The 17,963-nt window shown below is 58.8% G+C and carries 19 protein-coding genes; 15 read left to right on the plus strand and 4 right to left on the minus strand.

The window, feature by feature from the left end:
• Genes LCD46_07645 through cobT form a run of 11 tightly spaced genes read left to right on the plus strand, consistent with a single transcriptional unit; the run spans position 1 to position 8,511 of the window.
• On the plus strand, positions 1-795 hold the full coding sequence (locus tag LCD46_07645) for a sirohydrochlorin cobaltochelatase (GenBank protein UOY72176.1): 795 nt from the start codon (positions 1-3) through the stop codon (positions 793-795).
• The gene (locus tag LCD46_07650; GenBank protein UOY72177.1) at positions 792-1,505 is read left to right on the plus strand and encodes a cobalt-factor II C(20)-methyltransferase; all 714 of its coding nucleotides are present in this window, start codon (positions 792-794) and stop codon (positions 1,503-1,505) included. Before LCD46_07645 ends, LCD46_07650 begins: the two co-directional genes overlap by 4 nt.
• Positions 1,502-2,239: a cobalt ECF transporter S component CbiM gene (gene cbiM / locus LCD46_07655; protein UOY72178.1), complete on the plus strand. Its 738-nt coding sequence runs from the start codon at positions 1,502-1,504 to the stop codon at positions 2,237-2,239. Before LCD46_07650 ends, cbiM begins: the two co-directional genes overlap by 4 nt.
• Before the next feature lies 1 nt (position 2,240).
• The gene (locus LCD46_07660; GenBank protein UOY72179.1) at positions 2,241-2,522 is read left to right on the plus strand and encodes an energy-coupling factor ABC transporter substrate-binding protein; all 282 of its coding nucleotides are present in this window, start codon (positions 2,241-2,243) and stop codon (positions 2,520-2,522) included.
• Complete coding sequence (locus LCD46_07665) at positions 2,509-3,186, plus strand: energy-coupling factor ABC transporter transmembrane protein (GenBank protein ID UOY72912.1); 678 nt, start codon at positions 2,509-2,511, stop codon at positions 3,184-3,186. Before LCD46_07660 ends, LCD46_07665 begins: the two co-directional genes overlap by 14 nt.
• 11 nt (positions 3,187-3,197) lie before the next feature.
• Positions 3,198-4,016, plus strand: a complete 819-nt coding sequence (locus LCD46_07670; protein UOY72180.1) for an energy-coupling factor ABC transporter ATP-binding protein — start codon at positions 3,198-3,200, stop codon at positions 4,014-4,016.
• Complete coding sequence (locus tag LCD46_07675; protein ID UOY72181.1) at positions 4,013-5,536, plus strand: cobyric acid synthase; 1,524 nt, start codon at positions 4,013-4,015, stop codon at positions 5,534-5,536. Before LCD46_07670 ends, LCD46_07675 begins: the two co-directional genes overlap by 4 nt.
• A complete protein-coding gene (cobU, locus tag LCD46_07680) occupies positions 5,533-6,084 on the plus strand; it encodes a bifunctional adenosylcobinamide kinase/adenosylcobinamide-phosphate guanylyltransferase (protein ID UOY72182.1) in 552 nt (183 codons plus the stop codon). Before LCD46_07675 ends, cobU begins: the two co-directional genes overlap by 4 nt.
• The gene (gene cobS, locus LCD46_07685) at positions 6,075-6,833 is read left to right on the plus strand and encodes an adenosylcobinamide-GDP ribazoletransferase (protein ID UOY72183.1); all 759 of its coding nucleotides are present in this window, start codon (positions 6,075-6,077) and stop codon (positions 6,831-6,833) included. Before cobU ends, cobS begins: the two co-directional genes overlap by 10 nt.
• 3 nt (positions 6,834-6,836) lie before the next feature.
• A complete protein-coding gene (gene cobC / locus LCD46_07690) occupies positions 6,837-7,445 on the plus strand; it encodes an alpha-ribazole phosphatase (protein ID UOY72184.1) in 609 nt (202 codons plus the stop codon).
• Positions 7,446-7,455: 10 nt separating this feature from the next.
• Positions 7,456-8,511: a nicotinate-nucleotide--dimethylbenzimidazole phosphoribosyltransferase gene (cobT, locus tag LCD46_07695; protein UOY72185.1), complete on the plus strand. Its 1,056-nt coding sequence runs from the start codon at positions 7,456-7,458 to the stop codon at positions 8,509-8,511.
• A gap of 112 nt (positions 8,512-8,623) precedes the next feature.
• Here cobT and LCD46_07700 read toward each other — a convergent pair whose 3' ends face one another.
• On the minus strand, positions 8,624-9,481 hold the full coding sequence (locus LCD46_07700) for an AraC family transcriptional regulator (protein ID UOY72186.1): 858 nt from the start codon (positions 9,479-9,481) through the stop codon (positions 8,624-8,626).
• Positions 9,482-9,709: 228 nt separating this feature from the next.
• On the opposite strand from LCD46_07700, the gene LCD46_07705 reads away from it, so the two are divergent.
• The 4 genes from LCD46_07705 to LCD46_07720 are packed head-to-tail and all read left to right on the plus strand — an operon-like array spanning position 9,710 to position 14,624.
• Complete coding sequence (locus tag LCD46_07705) at positions 9,710-11,548, plus strand: DUF2264 domain-containing protein (GenBank protein ID UOY72187.1); 1,839 nt, start codon at positions 9,710-9,712, stop codon at positions 11,546-11,548.
• The gene (locus LCD46_07710; protein UOY72188.1) at positions 11,545-12,825 is read left to right on the plus strand and encodes an oligosaccharide MFS transporter; all 1,281 of its coding nucleotides are present in this window, start codon (positions 11,545-11,547) and stop codon (positions 12,823-12,825) included. The genes LCD46_07705 and LCD46_07710 overlap by 4 nt, the downstream gene beginning before the upstream one ends.
• A 13-nt stretch (positions 12,826-12,838) precedes the next feature.
• Positions 12,839-14,029: a glycoside hydrolase family 88 protein gene (locus LCD46_07715; protein ID UOY72189.1), complete on the plus strand. Its 1,191-nt coding sequence runs from the start codon at positions 12,839-12,841 to the stop codon at positions 14,027-14,029.
• A gap of 22 nt (positions 14,030-14,051) precedes the next feature.
• A complete protein-coding gene (locus tag LCD46_07720; GenBank protein ID UOY72190.1) occupies positions 14,052-14,624 on the plus strand; it encodes a DJ-1/PfpI family protein in 573 nt (190 codons plus the stop codon).
• Positions 14,625-14,661: 37 nt separating this feature from the next.
• Here LCD46_07720 and LCD46_07725 read toward each other — a convergent pair whose 3' ends face one another.
• Genes LCD46_07725 through hpxO form a run of 3 tightly spaced genes read right to left on the minus strand, consistent with a single transcriptional unit; the run spans position 14,662 to position 17,815 of the window.
• Entirely contained in the window at positions 14,662-15,597 is a 936-nt protein-coding gene (locus LCD46_07725) for a PDR/VanB family oxidoreductase (GenBank protein ID UOY72191.1), read from the minus strand.
• A gap of 11 nt (positions 15,598-15,608) precedes the next feature.
• The gene (gene hpxD, locus LCD46_07730; GenBank protein ID UOY72192.1) at positions 15,609-16,643 is read right to left on the minus strand and encodes a molybdenum cofactor-independent xanthine hydroxylase subunit HpxD; all 1,035 of its coding nucleotides are present in this window, start codon (positions 16,641-16,643) and stop codon (positions 15,609-15,611) included.
• Between the two features lie 17 nt (positions 16,644-16,660).
• The gene (gene hpxO, locus LCD46_07735; protein UOY72193.1) at positions 16,661-17,815 is read right to left on the minus strand and encodes an FAD-dependent urate hydroxylase HpxO; all 1,155 of its coding nucleotides are present in this window, start codon (positions 17,813-17,815) and stop codon (positions 16,661-16,663) included.
• Positions 17,816-17,963 lie beyond the last annotated feature (148 nt).

A 17,963-nucleotide genomic window follows, 5' to 3' on the forward strand; every position in this document is an offset into this window, starting at 1 on the left:
ATGAAAAAGGCGCTTCTGGTGGTCAGCTTTGGTACCAGCTACCACGATACCTGCGAGAAGAATATTGTGGCGTGCGAGCATGCGCTGGCGGAAAGCTGCCCTGACCGCGAGCTGTTTCGGGCATTCACCTCCGGGATGATCATTCGCAAGCTCAAACAGCGTGACGGCATTGAGATCGACACGCCGCTGCAGGCGCTGAAAAAGCTTGCGGCTCAGGGATATCAGGACGTGGCGATCCAGTCTCTGCACATCATCAACGGCGATGAGTACGAGAAAATTGTCCGTGAAGTGCAGAGCCTGCGCCCGCTGTTTACCCGCCTGACGCTGGGGGCACCGCTACTGAGCAGCCACGACGATTACGCGCAGCTGATGCGCGCATTGCAACAGCAAATGCCGACGCTTGGGGCCACGGAAAAAGTGGTGTTTATGGGCCACGGTGCCAGCCATCACGCCTTTGCGGCCTATGCCTGCCTCGACCACATGATGATGGCCCAGAGCTTCCCGGCCCGCGTCGGCGCGGTGGAGAGCTATCCGGAAGTCGACATCCTGATTGAGAGCCTCGGTAAAGAAGGCGTCACCGGCGTGCATTTGATGCCGCTGATGCTGGTGGCCGGCGATCACGCCATCAACGATATGGCCTCTGATGACGAAGACTCCTGGAAGACGTTGTTTAACGCCGCCGGGATCCCGGCGACGCCGTGGCTGAGCGGGCTGGGTGAAAACCCGGCGGTACGCGCAATGTTCGTCGCCCATTTACAGCAGGCGCTGAGTATGGCGCTGGAGGAGGCGGCATGAGCGGCAAACTGTACGCCCTGAGTACCGGACCGGGCGCGCCGGATCTTATCACCGTGCGTGCCTCACGGATCCTTGGTTCGCTGGATATTCTCTACGCCCCGGCGGGCCGCAAAGGCGGCGATAGCCTGGCGCTTTCTATCGTCCGGGCGTTTATCGGCGAACAGACCGAAATCCGCTGCTGTCACTTTCCCATGAGCGCCGACAGTGCTGAAAAGGAGGCGGTGTGGGATGAGGTGGCCGACGCGTTAGTGCGTGAGGTGAACGACGGGAAACAGGTTGGTTTTATCACCCTGGGCGATGCCATGCTGTTCAGCACGTGGGTGTTTTTACTTCAGCGCATCGGCAGCCCGGACTGGCTGGAGATTGTGCCCGGCGTGACGTCGTTTGCCGCGATTGCCGCGCGTTCAAAAATGCCGCTGGCGATGGAACAGCAGTCGCTGGCGGTGATTTCCTGTACCGCGCCGGAAGCGGAGATTGCGCACGCGCTGCAGCAACACGACAGCCTGGTGCTGATGAAGGTCTATGGCCGGTTTGCGCGCATCAAAGCGCTGCTGACGCAGGCCGGACTGCTGGACTGTGCACTGATGATGTCAGAGGCCACGCTCCCCGGCGAGCTGTGCTGGCGGCATCTGGATGAGGTTGCTGATGACCAGCCGTTACCCTATTTCTCGACCATTCTGGTCAACAAACAGTGGGAGTATGCGCAATGAAACTGGAACAACAGCTTAAACAGCTGTCATTAAGTGGCCTGGCGGCGGCGCTATTGCTGATGGTGGTGCCGGAGCAGGCGTTCGCGATGCATATCATGGAAGGGTTTTTACCGCCGATGTGGGCGCTGGCGTGGTGGCTGCTCTTCTTACCGTGCCTGTGGTACGGGCTGGTGCGCCTGCGTCGTATCGTGCAGGAGGATAACCACCAGAAAATCCTGCTGGCTCTGTGCGGGGCGTTTATTTTCGTGCTGTCGGCGCTGAAGATCCCATCGGTAACCGGCAGTTGCTCGCATCCGACCGGCGTGGGGCTCGCCGTGATTCTGTTCGGGCCGGGCGTCGTCGCCATCCTCGGTGCCATCGTGCTGCTGTTTCAGGCGCTGTTGCTGGCGCACGGCGGGTTAACCACGCTTGGCGCGAACGGCATGTCGATGGCGGTGATTGGGCCGGTTGTCGGGTACATGGTGTGGAAGATGGCCTGCCGTGCCGGGCTTCGCCGTGACGTTGGGGTATTTTTGTGCGCCATGCTGGCGGATCTGGTGACCTATTTTGTCACCTCGGTCCAGCTTGGCGCGGCGTTCCCGGACCCGACGACGGGTGCTGCGGGCTCGATGGTGAAATTCATGGGCATTTTCTGCCTGACGCAAATCCCCATCGCCATCGCGGAGGGCTTGTTAACCGTCATGATTTATGACCAGTTGACCAAACGTCGGCTGATTACCGCACAAGGATACTGAGATGAAAAAGACACTGATGCTGTTGGCGATGGTGCTCGCCCTGATCGTAATGCCATTTTTTATCGATCACGGTGGCGAATTTGGTGGCTCGGATGGTGAAGCCGAAAATCAAATCCAGGTTGTGGCACCGCATTACACGCCATGGTTCACGCCACTCTATGAACCCGCCAGCGGCGAAATTGAAAGTCTGCTGTTTACGCTCCAGGGGTCCATTGGCGCAGCGGTGATTTTCTATATTTTGGGCTACACCAAAGGCAGACAGCGCCGTGATGACCGGGCTTGACAGGCTGAGCTACCAGAGCCGCTGGGCTCAGGTTGCGCCGGAACGCAAGTTTCTGCTCTGGCTGGCGCTGATGACTCTGGCGTTTGCGCTGCCGCCGCTGGGGCAGGGGATCGTCCTGGCGCTGACGGCGGGACTGACCTGCTGGCTGCTGCGGATGACCTTCTGGCGCTGGTGTCGCTGGATGTCGCTGCCGTTTGGCTTTCTGCTGGTCGGGGTACTGACGATCCTCTTTAGCGTCACCCGTGATCCGCATACGCTGGCGGTGAGCGTTCCGGTGGGGCACTACTGGCTGGGGATAACTGCTTCCGGGCTGACCGCCGCTAACGAAACCTTCTGGCGCAGCCTTACCGCGCTGGCGGCAACCTTCTGGCTGGTGCTGAACCTGCCCTTTCCGCAGCTGATTGTGCTGCTTAAGCGGGCGCGCGTGCCGCGCCTGCTTACCGAGCAGATTCTGCTGACCTGGCGCTTTATTTTTATTCTGTTAGACGAAGCGCTGGCGATTCACCGCGCGCAGACGCTGCGTTTTGGCTATCGTAGCCTGCCAAAAAGTTATCGCTCGCTGGCGATGCTGGTCGGTTTGCTGTTTACCCGGGTGCTGATTCGCTATCAGCAGATGGCGACCACGCTGGATATTAAACTCTACCAGGGTGATTTTCCCCTGTAAGGAATCGCACCATGCTGACCACCGCCGATCTCTGGTTTCGCTATCAGGAGACGCATGTACTCAAAGGGCTGACGCTGGATTTTTCGACGCATGCCGTCACCGGGCTAGTGGGAGCTAATGGCTGCGGAAAGTCGACGTTATTTATGAACCTGAGCGGTCTGCTGAAGCCGCAGCAGGGGGAGGTGCTGTGGCAGGGGAAGCCGCTGGACTACAGCAAGCGCGGACTGCTGGCGCTCCGTCAACAGGTCACAACGGTGTTTCAGGACCCCGATCAGCAGATCTTCTATACCGATATCGATAGCGACATCGCCTTCAGCCTGCGTAACCTGGGCGTAGCGGAACCGGAGATTGCGCGGCGCGTCGACGATGCGCTGACGCTGGTCGACGCGCAGCGTTTTCGCCAGCAGCCGATCCAGTGCCTGAGCCATGGGCAAAAGAAGCGGGTCGCCATTGCCGGGGCGCTGGTGCTGGGGGCACGCTATCTTCTGCTGGACGAGCCCACGGCCGGGCTTGATCCTTCAGGACGCTCGCAGATGATCGAGATCATCAGGCGCATTGTGGCGCAGGGGAACCACGTGGTGATCTCCAGCCATGATATTGACCTGATTTACGAAGTCAGCGATGCCGTTTACGTGCTGCGCCGGGGAGAAGTGCTGGCGCACGGCGCGCCGGGTGAGGTCTTCGCTCGCGGCGAGCTGATGGAACGGGTCGGATTAACGCAGCCCTGGCTCGTTAAACTGCACGCGCAGCTTGGCCTGCCGTTGTGTAAAACCGAAGATGAATTTTTCAGCCGCATGCGAAAACAAAACGCAATGAAGGAGGCCTCATGACGCAGGCAATTATGTTGCAGGGCACCGCTTCTGACGTCGGCAAAAGCGTCCTGGTGGCGGGGCTGTGCCGGATTTTTTATCAGGATGGCCTGCGTACCGCGCCGTTTAAGTCGCAGAATATGGCGCTCAATTCCGGTATCACGCCGGAGGGAAAAGAGATGGGGCGCGCGCAGATTCTTCAGGCGCAGGCGGCGGGGATTACGCCGGACGTACGGATGAATCCGGTATTGTTAAAACCAACCAGCGACCGTAAAGCGCAGGTGGTGCTGATGGGGCAGGTGGCAACCGATATGGACGCGGTCAGCTACCACGAGTACAAACCGCGCCTGCGGGAGCAGATCCGCGATGTCTATAACAGCCTGGCCGGGGAGTATGACGTGCTGGTGCTGGAAGGTGCGGGCAGCCCGGCGGAGATCAACCTGCGCGATCGCGATATCGTCAACATGGGCATGGCCGAAATGGCGCAGTGCTCGGTGATCCTCGTGGCGGATATTGACAGAGGCGGCGTATTTGCCGCCATCTACGGTACGCTGGCGCTTCTGCACGACCACGAGCGGGCGCGCGTGAAAGGGGTCATCATCAATAAATTTCGTGGCGATGTTGCGCTGCTTTACTCGGGTATTGAGCAGATTGAAAACCTGACCGGCGTGCCGGTACTGGGCGTTATGCCGTGGCTGGATGTCGATCTGGAAGACGAAGACGGCGTGGCGCTGCAAAAGGGAAAATACCTGCGAACCGCGCGGCGCGATATCGACATCGCCGTGGTGCAGGTACCGCATATCTCCAATTTCACCGATTTTAACGCGCTGGCGGCGCAGCCCGATGTTCGCGTGCGCTATGTCCGTTATCCCCAGGAGCTGGCGGGGGCTGACCTCGTGATTCTACCCGGCAGTAAAAATACGCTGGGGGATCTGGCCTGGCTGCGGGAAAGCGGTATGGCGCACGCTGTGCTCCAGTCACACCAGCAGAACGTACCCGTCATGGGCATTTGCGGCGGCTACCAGATGCTTGGCGACACCATCATCGATGAGGTGGAATCTGGTATGGGAACCCAGCCAGGGCTGGGTCTGCTCCATACCGTGACCCGCTTCGCGCAGCGAAAAACCACGACGCAGGTTTCGGCGCAGATGGCGTCGGCGCTCCCGGCGTGGCTTAAGTCGGCGGCGGGCATTAAGGTGCAGGGTTATGAGATTCATATGGGAGAGACCCGTCTGACAGCCGACGATTATCCGGCACTGTTTCTGGAAAAAGAGGGCGAGCGCATAGCGGACGGCGCCATCAGCGCGGACGGGCAGGTGATAGGGACGTATCTCCACGGGTTGTTCGATAACGATGCCTTCACGCGCGCGATGGTGGATGGCTTACGCCAGCGCAAAGGATTGGCACCATTAGACGTTGCGGTAGATTACGCGGGCTACAAAGCGCAACAGTTTGATCTCTTAGCCAGCGCGATGAGAGAACACATTGATATTAAAAAGATCTATCAAATAATGCAGGAGCATCAGGAGGTGGGGGCATGATTTTAGTCACCGGAGGCGCGCGCAGCGGGAAAAGTGCGCACGTCGAACAGCTGGCGGCGGCGCAGTGCGAGCGTGTGCTGTATATCGCGACGTCGGTGATTACCGATGAAGAGATGGCGCTGCGCGTTGACAAGCACCGCGCACAGCGTCCTGCGCACTGGCGAACCTGGGAAGGGTATCGCGATCTGGGCGACGTGATTCGCCATCAGGTGCAGCCGGGCGAAGGCGTGGTTCTGGAATGCGTCACCACTCTGTTGTCGAACCTGCTCTATGACGCCAGCGGCGGCGCTTCGCCGGAGACCCTCGATTTTTCCGCGCTTGAGGCGGTGCTGCAACAGCAGGTGGACGACCTGATTGCGGCCTGCCAGCAGTCGGCGGCGCCGGTTTATATTGTGACCAATGAGCTGGGCATGAGCATCACGCCCGAGAATCGGCTGGCGCGTCATTTTGTTGATATTGCCGGTCGCGCGAACCAAAGGCTGGCGCAAGCGGCACAGGAAGTGTGGCTGGTTGTCTCGGGAATTGGGGTAAAGATTAAATGCCGTTAAAAATGTTGTGGGCGACGCTGGGATTTATTACCCGCATTCCGGTGCCGCAAAAGTGGAACGACGGCGTTGAATTTTCACAGTATGGCCGTGGCGTACCCTGGTTCCCCGTGGTGGGCCTGATCGTTGGGGTTTTGGCCGCCTTAGGCTATCTGGCGGTGAGCCAGACCGGCGGGGGGATTTATATCGGTGCCGTCGCCTGGGTACTGGCGCTGGTGCTGCTGACCGGTGGGTTTCATCTGGACGGTCTGGCGGACACTTGTGATGGCGTGTTTTCTGCCCGTACCCGCGAACGGATGCTGGAGATTATGCGCGATAGCCGGTTGGGGACCTACGGCGGTCTGGCTATCGTATTCTGCATCCTTATCAAGGTCGCAGCGGCGATCTCCCTGGCTCACCTTCCGGTTCATACCCTGTTTGCGCTGCTGGTGTGCGCGCCGATCGTCGGGCGAACGGGAATGGTGTTGGTCATGTATCGGCAGCACTATGCGCGCGAAGGTGCAGGGATGGCAAACGCCTATCTCGGCCATATCAGCGGCAAAGAGACGGTCATCACCCTCTGCATCGGCGTGGCGCTCGTGGGGCTGCTGGCGGGGATGCAGGGGCTTGTCGCCAGCGTCATCACCTGGATTGTCGTCAACGCGGTAAAGATCTTTTTAAGCCGCCGACTGAACGGGCTGACGGGGGATACCCTGGGCGCGATGGAGGAGATCGGCGAAATGGCCTTCCTTCTGGCGCTTCTGTGGTTCTGATGTATGCGTATTTTTCTGGTCCGACACGGTCAAACAACCGCTAACATCAGCGGCGTGTTTTACGGGAGCACCGATCTGTCGCTCTCGCCGCAGGGCATTGCGCAAAGCCAGCGTGTTGCCGGGTACCTGTCCGGGGTCGCGTTCGGGCAAACGCGCGTCAGCGCGCTCCAGCGTTCGCAGCAAACGGCGCGGCTTATCGTGCCGACAGCCCATGATATCCATGTTGATGCGCGTCTTAATGAGCTGGATTTTGGTGAATGGGAGATGCGGCACTTCAGCGACATCGAAAAAGAACATCCCGCGTCGTGGCAGAGCTGGATGGATGACTGGCAAAACGCCACGCCCGACGGCGGCGAGGCCTTCCCGCATTTCGCCGCGCGCGTCAGGGCGGCGGCGGATGAGATGAGTCAACTACAGCAGCGCGAAGACACGCTTATTGTGGCGCATCAGGGCGTGCTGAGCCTGCTGCTGGCAACCTGGTTAGGGATGCCCGTGGCGGCAATGTGGCATTTCCCGTTCAGTCACGATGCCTACACGGTCGTTGAAAATCGGGCCGGGCATTGGGTGTTACGCGTATTTAATGGCAGAAACGTTTGGCAAACTGAGGAATGAGGGTGTGAGGATGGGGACAGTGAAGGAGCTGGCGGCGGCCATCAGACCGCTTGATAAACAGAAGATTCAGGCGGCCTCACGGCATGTTGATGGCTTAATAAAGCCGACAAACAGCCTCGGTCGGCTGGAGAGCCTGGCTATACAGCTTTCGGGAATGTGGGGAATCGACAGGCTCGATAATCTGCAAAAAGAGATTATCGTCATGTGCGCCGACCATGGCGTATTTGATGAAGGTGTGGCCGTGACGCCGAAAGTGGTGACCTGGCTTCAGGCCGTCAATATGCAAAAGGGGGTGACCGGGGTGTGCGTGCTGGCCCGCAATAGCCAGACGTCGGTGCTGCCCGTTGACATCGGTATTGACGGTGAGCCTATCGACAATATGCTCAGCCTTAAACTCTCGCGTGGCAGCGGTAATATCGCCCAGGGGCCGGCGATGAGCCGCCAGGATGCCGAGCACCTGCTGCTGGCGAGCGCCAGCCTCGTTAAACAACGCGCTCAGGAGGGGATCTCCATCTTTGGCGTTGGCGAGCTGGGTATTGCCAACACGACACCGGCCTCGGCAATCATCAGCGTGCTGACCGACAGCGATCCGCATGATGTGGTGGGGATTGGGGCCAATTTGCCGCAGGATCGGGTGCAGCATAAGGAAACCGTTGTCCGTCAGGCGATACGCATTAACCAGCCGGATGCGCGCGATGCGGTTGATGTTCTGGCCAAAGTCGGCGGCTATGACCTGGTGGGCATGACCGGGGTGATATTGGGCGCTGGCGCATGCGGATTGCCAGTGGTGTTAGACGGTTTTCTCTCTTATGCCGCGGCCATCGCCGCCTGTCAGATTGCACCAGAAGTTAAGAGCTACTGTATTCCCTCTCATTTTTCCGCCGAAAAAGGTGCCAGACGTGCGCTGGAGCACCTTGGGCTGGCGCCGTTTATCCATCTTGATATGCGTCTTGGCGAAGGGAGCGGTGCCGCGCTGGCAATGTCTATCGTCAGTGCGGCCTGCGCAATGTACTGCGAGATGGGGCAACTGGCGCAAAGCGGCATTGAGTTGCCGGTTCCGGCATGACGGAAAAGTAAAAACCTGCGATAGCAGTATCGCAGGTTTTTTTGTGTACAGGAAACCCCAGCCCGGCAGGTAGCCGGAAAGCGTCCAGCTTTGGGCCAGCGGTCAACCCCCCTTAACAGGGCATTCTGGTGCTGAGGATACGACGTCGATACTGCAGCGGCGTCTGACGCATCATCTTTTTAAAGCAGGTGATGAAATAGGTCACCTCGCTAAACCCGACGGCCAGGGCAATAGTGTCAATACTCTCATCGCTGTACCGTAACAGATCGCAGCTGCTTTTTATCCGCCGGGTCAGCAAATATTCGTGGATGCTGCCCCCGGTCTGCTGGCGGAAAATGCGTGAGGTATAGCTGCGCGAAAGCCCCAGGTCGTGCGCTAGCTGGTCGAGCGAAAACTTGCTGGTATAGTGGGCTTCTATCCAGCTCATAATCCGCGAGGCGACGGTCTGCTGGCGCGGCGGGTAGGGCTGAGGTTGCTCGGGAAGAAATGCCATGAGCTGCATCACCAGAAATGCCACCTCGCAGGCCTCGGTCTGCTCGTTGCCCTCCAGGCGCTGGAACTGCTCAAGGATCCTCTCGATAAACGCCGCGTGCTCGCTGAGATCGTAGATTTGCGCGGGCAGATTGCTGGCGGCCAGCGCGGCGAACCTGGCCTGATGGCGCGGGAAGTCGCTAAGCGCACTTTCGACGACTGCTTGCTCAATGTGCATAGTGGTGCGGTGATAGGGGTTTTTATCGCTATGATCGACCTGCACTTTGTGCAAACGGAAGGGCGGGAAGATAAATAATCGCCCCGGACGGGCGGTGTAGTGCTGATTATCCACCACCACGATGCCGTAGCCGCTGGAAATGTAGAGCAATTCAACGCATTGATGCCAGTGGTAGTAAATCGCGCTGCTGGCGTACAGGCGGTTAAAAGAAATGGCCTGCCGATCGAGCGTAATGCGTTCCAGCAGCTGCGTTTCACCCATTTTACCTCCAGGACAACAGATTTAAATTTTTAGGCCATCATTTGTAATTTATCCTCCTCACGATCGATAAAATCCAGCAAAAATGAAATGGTGGTTCAATTTTGTGAGTCTGCTCACTCAGTGCCGGGAATAAAAGCAGTTACTCTTCATCCGGACGTCGCACTCGTGGCTTTAAAAAGCCTAATAACAATAAGTTATCTCTACCCTCGTGTAATGCGGGAGGACCCTGTGCAACCTGAAAATATTAATCTGGATAATCCACTGACAAGTCGTGAAGAGGTGCTACGGCTGGTTAACGATATGCTAAACGCAGTGGCGCCTTACTTTAAAAACGACGCCAGCCGCATTGATTTAGCGAACTTTACCGCTCACTACGGCCAGCAGGTCGCGAGCATGGAAACGTTTTCCCGTCTCCTGTGGGGCGTAACGCCGTTGTTGGCTGGCGGCAGTGAGCCGCAACACTTCTCCTTTTATTTACAGGCGATAAAAAACGGTACCAATCCGCAGCATGCCGATTACTGGGGCGACGTTGCGCCTTACGATCAGCGAATCGTCGAGATGGCGGCCTACGGGCTGCTGCTGGCGCTGGCGGGCGATACCGTACTGGCACACTTCTCTGAGACCGAGAAAGAGAATTTATGGCGCTGGCTAAAGCAGTGCGAGACCCAGGATATCCCCGATAACAACTGGCACTTCTTTCCTATTCTGGTGCAGGTCGGCTTCCATTATTGCGGCATGCCGGCCAACTCGCAGGTGCTTGAAAATCATTTTGCTGCCATGGAGCACTACTATCTCGGCGATGGCTGGTACGCCGATGGTCCGGGGCGGCCGCGCGACTATTACATCTCAATGGGCTTTCATTTCTATGGCCTGATTTACGCGAAGCTCATGGTCGATGTCGATCCAAAGCGTTGTGCAACGCTGCGTCACCGGGCCGCGCGTTTCTCCTCTGACTTCATCCATTTCTTCGCCGAAGACGGCGCGGCGATCCCGTTTGGCCGGAGCCTGACCTACCGCTTTGCCGAGGCGGCGTTCTGGAGTGCGGCGGCCTTCGCCGGGCTGGAGGTCTTTTCGCCTGGGGTCATAAAGGGCATCGTTCTGCGTCATCTGCGCTGGTGGCTGAAGCAGCCGATGTTCGACCGCGACGGCGTACTGAGTGTCGGTTACAGCTACCCGAACCTGGCGATGGCGGAAGACTACAACGCACCGGGTTCGCCGTACTGGGGCCTGAAGACCCTGCTGGTGCTGGCATTAGATGAGGGCGATGCCTTCTGGCAGGCGGCAGAGCTGCCGCTGCCGTCGCTGCCCGTACAGCACACGATAGCCCACGCGGATCAGGTGGTGGTGCGTCAGGCCGATCACTTGTGGATGCTGACTTCCGGCCAGCTGGAGCTAAACAACTTCGTCAATACCGAAGCGAAATACTGCAAATTTGCCTATTCCACCCGCTTTGGCTTCACCATCGAACGCGGGCGCTACGGCCTGAACCACGCCGCGCCCGATTCGATGCTGCTGCTGGCCGAAAAGGATAACTACTGGCGTGGCCGCCGCGAATGCCAGCACGTGGTCACCGCAGACGGCACCATTTACAGCATCTGGCTGCCGTGGCGCGATGTGGTGATTGAGAGCTGGCTGCTGGCGCTGGGCGACTGGCAACTGCGCGTCCATCGTATCAATACCCGGCGCGCGCTGGATTGCGCGGAGGGTGGCTTTAGCCTGGCGAACCGCCCGCAGCCGCAGGTACATGAGAGCGACAGCGCCTGCTGGTTACGCAATCCCCAGGATGTATCAGCCATTTTCTGTCTGCATCCGCACGCCCGCCGCGGCGAGACGGTGTTGACGCCGCCAAACAGTAATCTATTGTTCGCCGAGCGCGCGGCGGTGCCGCTGCTGCGCGGCGAACTCGACCCCGGTAAGCATGTGTTGATAAGCGCGGTGTGGGCGGGAAATGCCGCCGACTTCGATCCGCAACGCTGTCCACAGGCCATCATTAGCGATGATGCGGTACGCTTCGTGACGGCACGACAAGAAATGACGCTCGTTCTGGCCCAGGAGGCATCGCTATGAGCACATCATCGTCCGTACGCGCCGCACAGTACAAAATGAGTACCTTTGTTTTCCTTTACTTCTTCACGTGGTCATCCAGCTTTGGCCTGTACGCCTTATGGCTGAGCCAGAAAGTGGGCCTAGATAGCATCACCATCGGCAGCGTGTTCGCCATCAATGGCGTCTTCGCGGTGGTCCTGAAGCCGGTGTACGGCTACATCATGGACAAAATCGGCATGAGCAAGTGGCTGCTCTATTTTGTCTGCACCATTTCTGCGCTGATGGCGCCGTTCTTTGCGCTGGTGTATCAGCCGCTGCTGCAAAGCCATGCGATGGCGGGGATTATCATCGGCGCGCTGTATCTGAGCCTGGGCTGGTACGCCGGCGTGGCGGCGTCTGAATCTTACGCCGACCGCTTTAGCCGCCTGTACGGGCTGGAGTTTGGCCGCATCAGAATGTGGGGTTCGCTGGGCTGGGCGATGGCGGCTTCGGTCTCCGGGCTGTTGTTTAACTTCACGCCGCTGGCCAACTTTCTGCTCAGCAGCGGTACCTCGGTACTGATGCTGCTGGTGCTGATTAGCCTCAAAATCGGCGATGAGCAACTGCGCAATAACAGCGTCATCTCCGCCAATAAGATCGTTTTTGCCGATGTGTTGATGCTGCTGAAAAACCGCAAATTCTGGATGTTCAGCCTCTACGTCGCCGGGGTGGCGTGGATGATGTTTATCGCCGAACAGCAGTTCCCGCGCTACTTCGTATCATTCTTCGCTACCAAAGAGCAGGGAAATGCCTGGTACGGCTACCTGAGCACCGTCCAGTCGGGGATGGAGTTCGTGATGATGATGTTTATCCCGTGGCTGGTGAACCACTACGGCGCTAAGCGCGGCCTGCTGTTCTGCGGCTGCGTGGTAGGAGCACGGCTGATCGCCTCCGGACTGACCAGCGACCCGATTGTTATCTCCATCATCAAACCGTTTTATGGCGTCGAGATCGCGCTGCTGCTGATATCGGTCTTCAAATACATTGCCGAACATTTCCATCGTCGGGTTAACGCCACGATGTACCTGCTGGGCTACCAGGCGATGATTTACGTTGGCTCGATTGTGGTCGCTCCGCCTGCCGGCTACCTGTACGACAGGATAGGCTTTGAGCATACCTATCTGCTGATGGGCTGCTGCGCCCTGATATTTACGCTGATTTCCGCCTTTACGCTGTCGCGCTGCCAGTCGACGCGCGATTCCTCACGCCCCTTTGCTCCGGCTTTAGAGACCGCCCCGGTTGAACCGGCCAAACATTAATTCAGGAGTTGTTATGACCAAATCTGTTATCACCGAAGCGCTGCGGCCAATCGAACTGCATCAGGTCGATCGCCTGGCGCTGAGCCAGAAGCTGGAAGCGGCCTTAACCCGCGTAACGCGCAAGATCGACAACAATATTGTCGCCTTCGGCGATAAGTTCCCCGGCGAAGCCTGTGAGAATGGGGTCTGGCCGCGTACCGATAACGTGGAGTGGACCACCAGCTTTTGGTCTGGCCAGCTGTGGCTGGCCTGGGAGATGACCGGCAAAGCGCATTATCGCGAAGCTGCCGAGCGCTATTTACCGTCGTTCGCCAGGCGCATTGAGCAGCGTATCGACACCGCAACGCACGATCTCGGGTTCCTCTATTCGCTCTCCTGCATCAGCGCCTGGCGGCTCACCGGCAACGAAGCCGCTCGCCAGTCGGCGCTGCTGGCTGCCGAGCGTCTGATGGAGCGTTTTAACCCGACGGCCAACATTATTCAGGCATGGGGCGATTTAAACGATCCGGAGCAGCAGGGGCGAATGATCATCGACTGTAATATGAACCTGCCGCTGCTGTACTGGGCCAGCGAACAGACCGGCGACCCACGTTACGCGCAAGCGGCGACGGCTCACGCCGGACAGGCCGCGAACTATATCGTGCGTGAAGATGCCTCGACGTATCACACCTGGTATATGGATGTGCAGACGGGTGCGCCGCGCTTTGGTAATACCCATCAGGGCTACAGCGATACCTCGTGCTGGTCGCGCGGCCAGGCGTGGGGCATTTACGGCTTCCTGCTCAGCTATCAGCATACTGGCGATAAGCAGATGGTTGAGCTGTCACGCAGCCTGGCGCATTACTTCCTCAACCGTCTGCCGGAAGATGATGTTTGCCACTGGGATCTGGCCCTGCTCGGTACCGACGCCGTGCGCGACAGTTCAGCGGCGGCGATTGCCGCCTGCGGCCTGCTGGAGCTGGTCAAGGCGCTGCCGACGCTCGACGCAAACCGTGCGTATTATGAAGAGATGGCGCTGCGCATTGCGCAGTCGCTGACCGATAACTACCTTGCTCGTGACGACGATCCGACCGAAGGGCTGCTGCAGCACTCGGTTTATCATATGGGCAGCGGTAAGGGCGTCGATCAGTGCTGTAGCTGGGGGGACTATTTCTATCTTGAGCTGCTGGCGCGGCTGCGACAGATTTGGCATCCGTACTGGTAACCCTTAAGCCATGGAGAGCAAGATGAAAAGCGTAGCCGTGCTATTAGCCCCCGGTTTTGAAGAGGGGGAAGCGATTGTCACTATCGATATCCTGCGCCGCCTGAATATTACGGTTCAGACGATTGCCTGCGGCGAGAGTTGCGAAGTGGTGAGTTATCACGCCATCTCGATGGTGGCGGATAGCACCCTGAAGGCCAGCGTTGATCAGACCTTTGACGCCGTGGTGTTACCGGGCGGCCCGGAAGGCGGCGTTAACATGAGGAAAAGTGCGGAGGCGATCGCCTTCATTCGGCGGCATGATGAAGCGGGCAAATATATCTGCCCGATTTGCTCCGCCGCCGCCCGCGTGCTGAGCGGCAACGGACTGCTCAAGGGGCGTCGCTATGTCTGTTCCGGCGATTTATGGAAAACCGTCAGCGATGGCATTTACGTCGATGCCGACGTGGTGGAAGACGGCAATCTGCTGAGTGGCCGTGGGCTGGGTAACGTATTTGATTTCGCCTTTACCCTGGCGGCGCGATTACAGGGCGATGAGACATTGGCGCGCGAGCAGGCCAGTCATATTAATTACCCCTTATCCGGACGACTTGTTTGAAAACCCTCCGGCTATGCCGGAGGCTATTTATTTCGTTTTACAGCCCGATCACCAGCTCCCCGGAATGACTCCGCGAACAGCATAGCGCCACATGCTGATTTACCGCGCTTTTTTCCGCTTCCGACTGCACGCTATCCCGGTGATCCACCACGCCGTCAATCACCGGCGTCAGGCAGGCGCCGCAGATCCCCATTTCGCAGGACAGCGGCACGTCCACGCCGTTTGCCTGTAACACCTGGGCGATAGTTTTATCCGCTGGCACCGGCCAGCGCTCGCCGGTGGAGGCCAGTTTGACCGTAAAAATCTCACCCGTTTCACCGCAGGAGAGAGGGGCAACAGGCTGGAACGCCTCGCTGTGAAGTTGGGCGTCCTCCCAACCCTTCGCCGTCGCGACCTCCCGCACTTTTTCCATGAATCCTGCCGGACCGCAGATCCAGGCGTGAAGTCCCTCCTCAGCCGCCGGGAGATGCTCTGCCAGCGCTGTGCGCGGGCTGGCGGTATGAATGATGCACTCAGCAAACGGCGAGAGTTCGCGCGCAAACGCCGCGCTTTCGCGGTTTCTGACGTAATAGTGCAGCGTAAACGGTGTTCCGGCCGCCTTCAGCTGCAGGGCCATCGCATACAGCGGCGTAATGCCAATGCCCGCCGCCAGCAGCAAAACCCGTTCTGCCGGAAGAAGCGGAAACAGGTTGCGTGGGGCAGAGATCAATAATTTCTGTCCGGGACGCAGCGTATCGTGCACATAGCGCGACCCGCCGCGCGAGGCGGTTTCCCGGCCCACGCAGATAAGATAGCTCTCGTCCTGACATGACCCGGTCAGGGAATACTGGCGCACCACCCCGCAGGACAGGTGCACGTCTATGTGCGCCCCCGGCTGCCATTCCGGCAGCGCTTCACCGTTTTCAGCGATCAGCCGGACGGCGAGACTTTTATCCCCTTCACGCCATATCCCGTCAACAATCACGCTCAACATATCGGCCTCCATCAGACCAGGAAAAACTCGCCAAAACCCATTTTTTTCAGTCCCCGGCGGTAGGCAATCGAGCTTTTATCCGCCGGAATATGGGCTTCAAGGGTCAGGTCCAGCGGCAGGCTTTCCGGGCGCTGGGTTTCGACCATCAAACGATCCTCTTCAAAAATGCGCAGATTGAAGGCATGCACATCTTCCACCGGAATATGCAGGTCAAAATTACGCGCGATAGGGGCGAACATGCGGGTGACGCGTGATGACACGGGCGACGCGGCATTCATGATCACCAGCCTCGATTCTCCCGGAAAATGAATCGTCAGGGTGGCGGTAAACGGCAGATGCATTTCAAAATGGCGTAGCCACTGAAACCCTTCCGGCGCCTGCACGTCCGAGCTGGCGGGATAGTTACTCACAGAACTCCAGTAATCCGCCACGAAGCCGAACGGCGTCTCCTGCGGCTGATAGGTGGGTACAAGCTGATTATTGGGATCGGCAAAGGTATCGGTGTGGATCCACGCAAAGTGCGCCACGTCCAGAAAGCCCTCCACCTGGCGACCGGCGAAACCGTTCACCTCAAATGCCGGGCAGTTGATCTGCTGAAATCCGTCGTCATCCCAGTGCGGCATGGTGGGCAGCGGCGCAGGATTGTCCGGGTCAAACGCCAGGCAGGTCCAGATCAACCCAAAGCGCTCCTCCACGGCGTAGTTAATCAGGTTCAGCTTCGCCGGAACGGGTTGGTCCGGGCTTGACGGAATGCGGTTACAGCGCCCGTCTTCCCCAAAGCGTAAACCGTGGTAAGGGCAGATGATCCCGTGCTCGTCGTGAAAGCCGAGCGTCAGCGGTACGCCACGGTGAGGACAAACGTCACGGGCGACCACGACCCGATCGTTAATCCTGTAAATCACCAGCTGTTCATCGAGCAGGGTCGCTTTGACCGGTGCCGGGCCGACGTCGTAGGCTCGGGCGACCGGATGCCAGCATTTCGCCAGGCGCAGCCAGTCCTCTGGCTCAAAGGTACAATGGGCGGGTGGAGTCGGTTCTCTTTTCATCGTTATCCCTCTTGTGTTCAGCCTAATGGTCCGCCCTGAATGGTGTCGCACAGACCCTTGATGATGCGCTCTCCGGTCTCCTCTTTGAGCTCCTGATACCAGGCCTGCGTCAGCGCCATATCTTTCCCGTGGGTGACGTCGCAGCGTTTGCGGGCTTTTAGCACCAGGTCGCGAACCCGGTCGCAGCGCAGCGCTTCGTACTGTCGCAGTGCCAGCATGATGTTATGGTTTTCACGCAGACAGTCCCCGAGCACCACCGCATCCTCCATGGCGGCGCAACCGCCCTGGCCGATATCCGGCGTGGTGCTGTGCCCGGCATCGCCGAGCAGCGCCACCTTGCCGCGTACCAGGCTGTCGAACGGTTCGATATCGTGAATTTCGATGCGGTTGGTCGTTTCAGGATCCAGCGCCGCGATGAGCTTCTGCACCGGCGGCGCCCAGCCGCGGAAGTAACCGGTGAGATCGGCCCGCACCGTCGTGCGATCTTCTGCCAGCCCGAGGGGAAGCGGAACATCAAAAAAGAAGTAGAAACGACCGCCGGAGACGGGCATCAGCGACACGCGTTTGCCTTCGCCCACGAAGGTTGTCCACTGGTGAGCGGGAGCTATCTCTTCATCAATCTTCACCAGCCCGTTCCAGTTAACGTAGCCCGCATAGCGGCGCTCGGGCGTATATCCCAGCACGTACGGACGAACCGCCGAGTGGCTGCCGTCGGCGGCAATCAGGAAATCCCCGGTTGCGGTAGTGCCATCGGTGAAGGTCACCGTGACGCCAGCGTCATCTTCACTGACATGTTCGACGCGCTTGCCAAACTGAACCTTGTCGCGCCCCCAGAAGTCCAGCATTTCGCGTTGAAGTTCCGTACGCGAGACGGGGCAGGGACGCCCTCCGGTACGCTCAACCAGCGGGGCAAGGCTAAAGCGGGTCAGGGTCTCGCCGCGTCGGTAATCCTTGTAGGCCATAAAACGCATCGGACCGCCGTAGGTCTCGATGATGTCGCCCATGCCGAGGTGCTGCATACATTTCACCCCATTAGGCCAGATGGAGATGGCCGCCCCGACGGGCCTGATCTCTTTTACGGCTTCAAACACGGTACAGTCGATGCCCGCTTTCTTCAGCGCGACGGCGGCGCTCAGGCCGCCAATACCCGCGCCAATGACGATTGCTCTCATGCTTCTCTCCTTTTGCAGGGTGTAATGAGAGTGAGCAATTTGCGTACCAGGCTGCAGAGCGGCGAAAAGGGCATTGTGAGAGGTGACGTTGCACTGCTAAGGTGCGCTGGCGCGGTAAAAGTGGCGCGATTTGTGCAACAGCCAGAAG

The sequence above is a fragment of the Enterobacter ludwigii genome, assembly GCA_023023105.1.
GTDB classification, from domain to species: domain Bacteria; phylum Pseudomonadota; class Gammaproteobacteria; order Enterobacterales; family Enterobacteriaceae; genus Enterobacter; species Enterobacter adelaidei.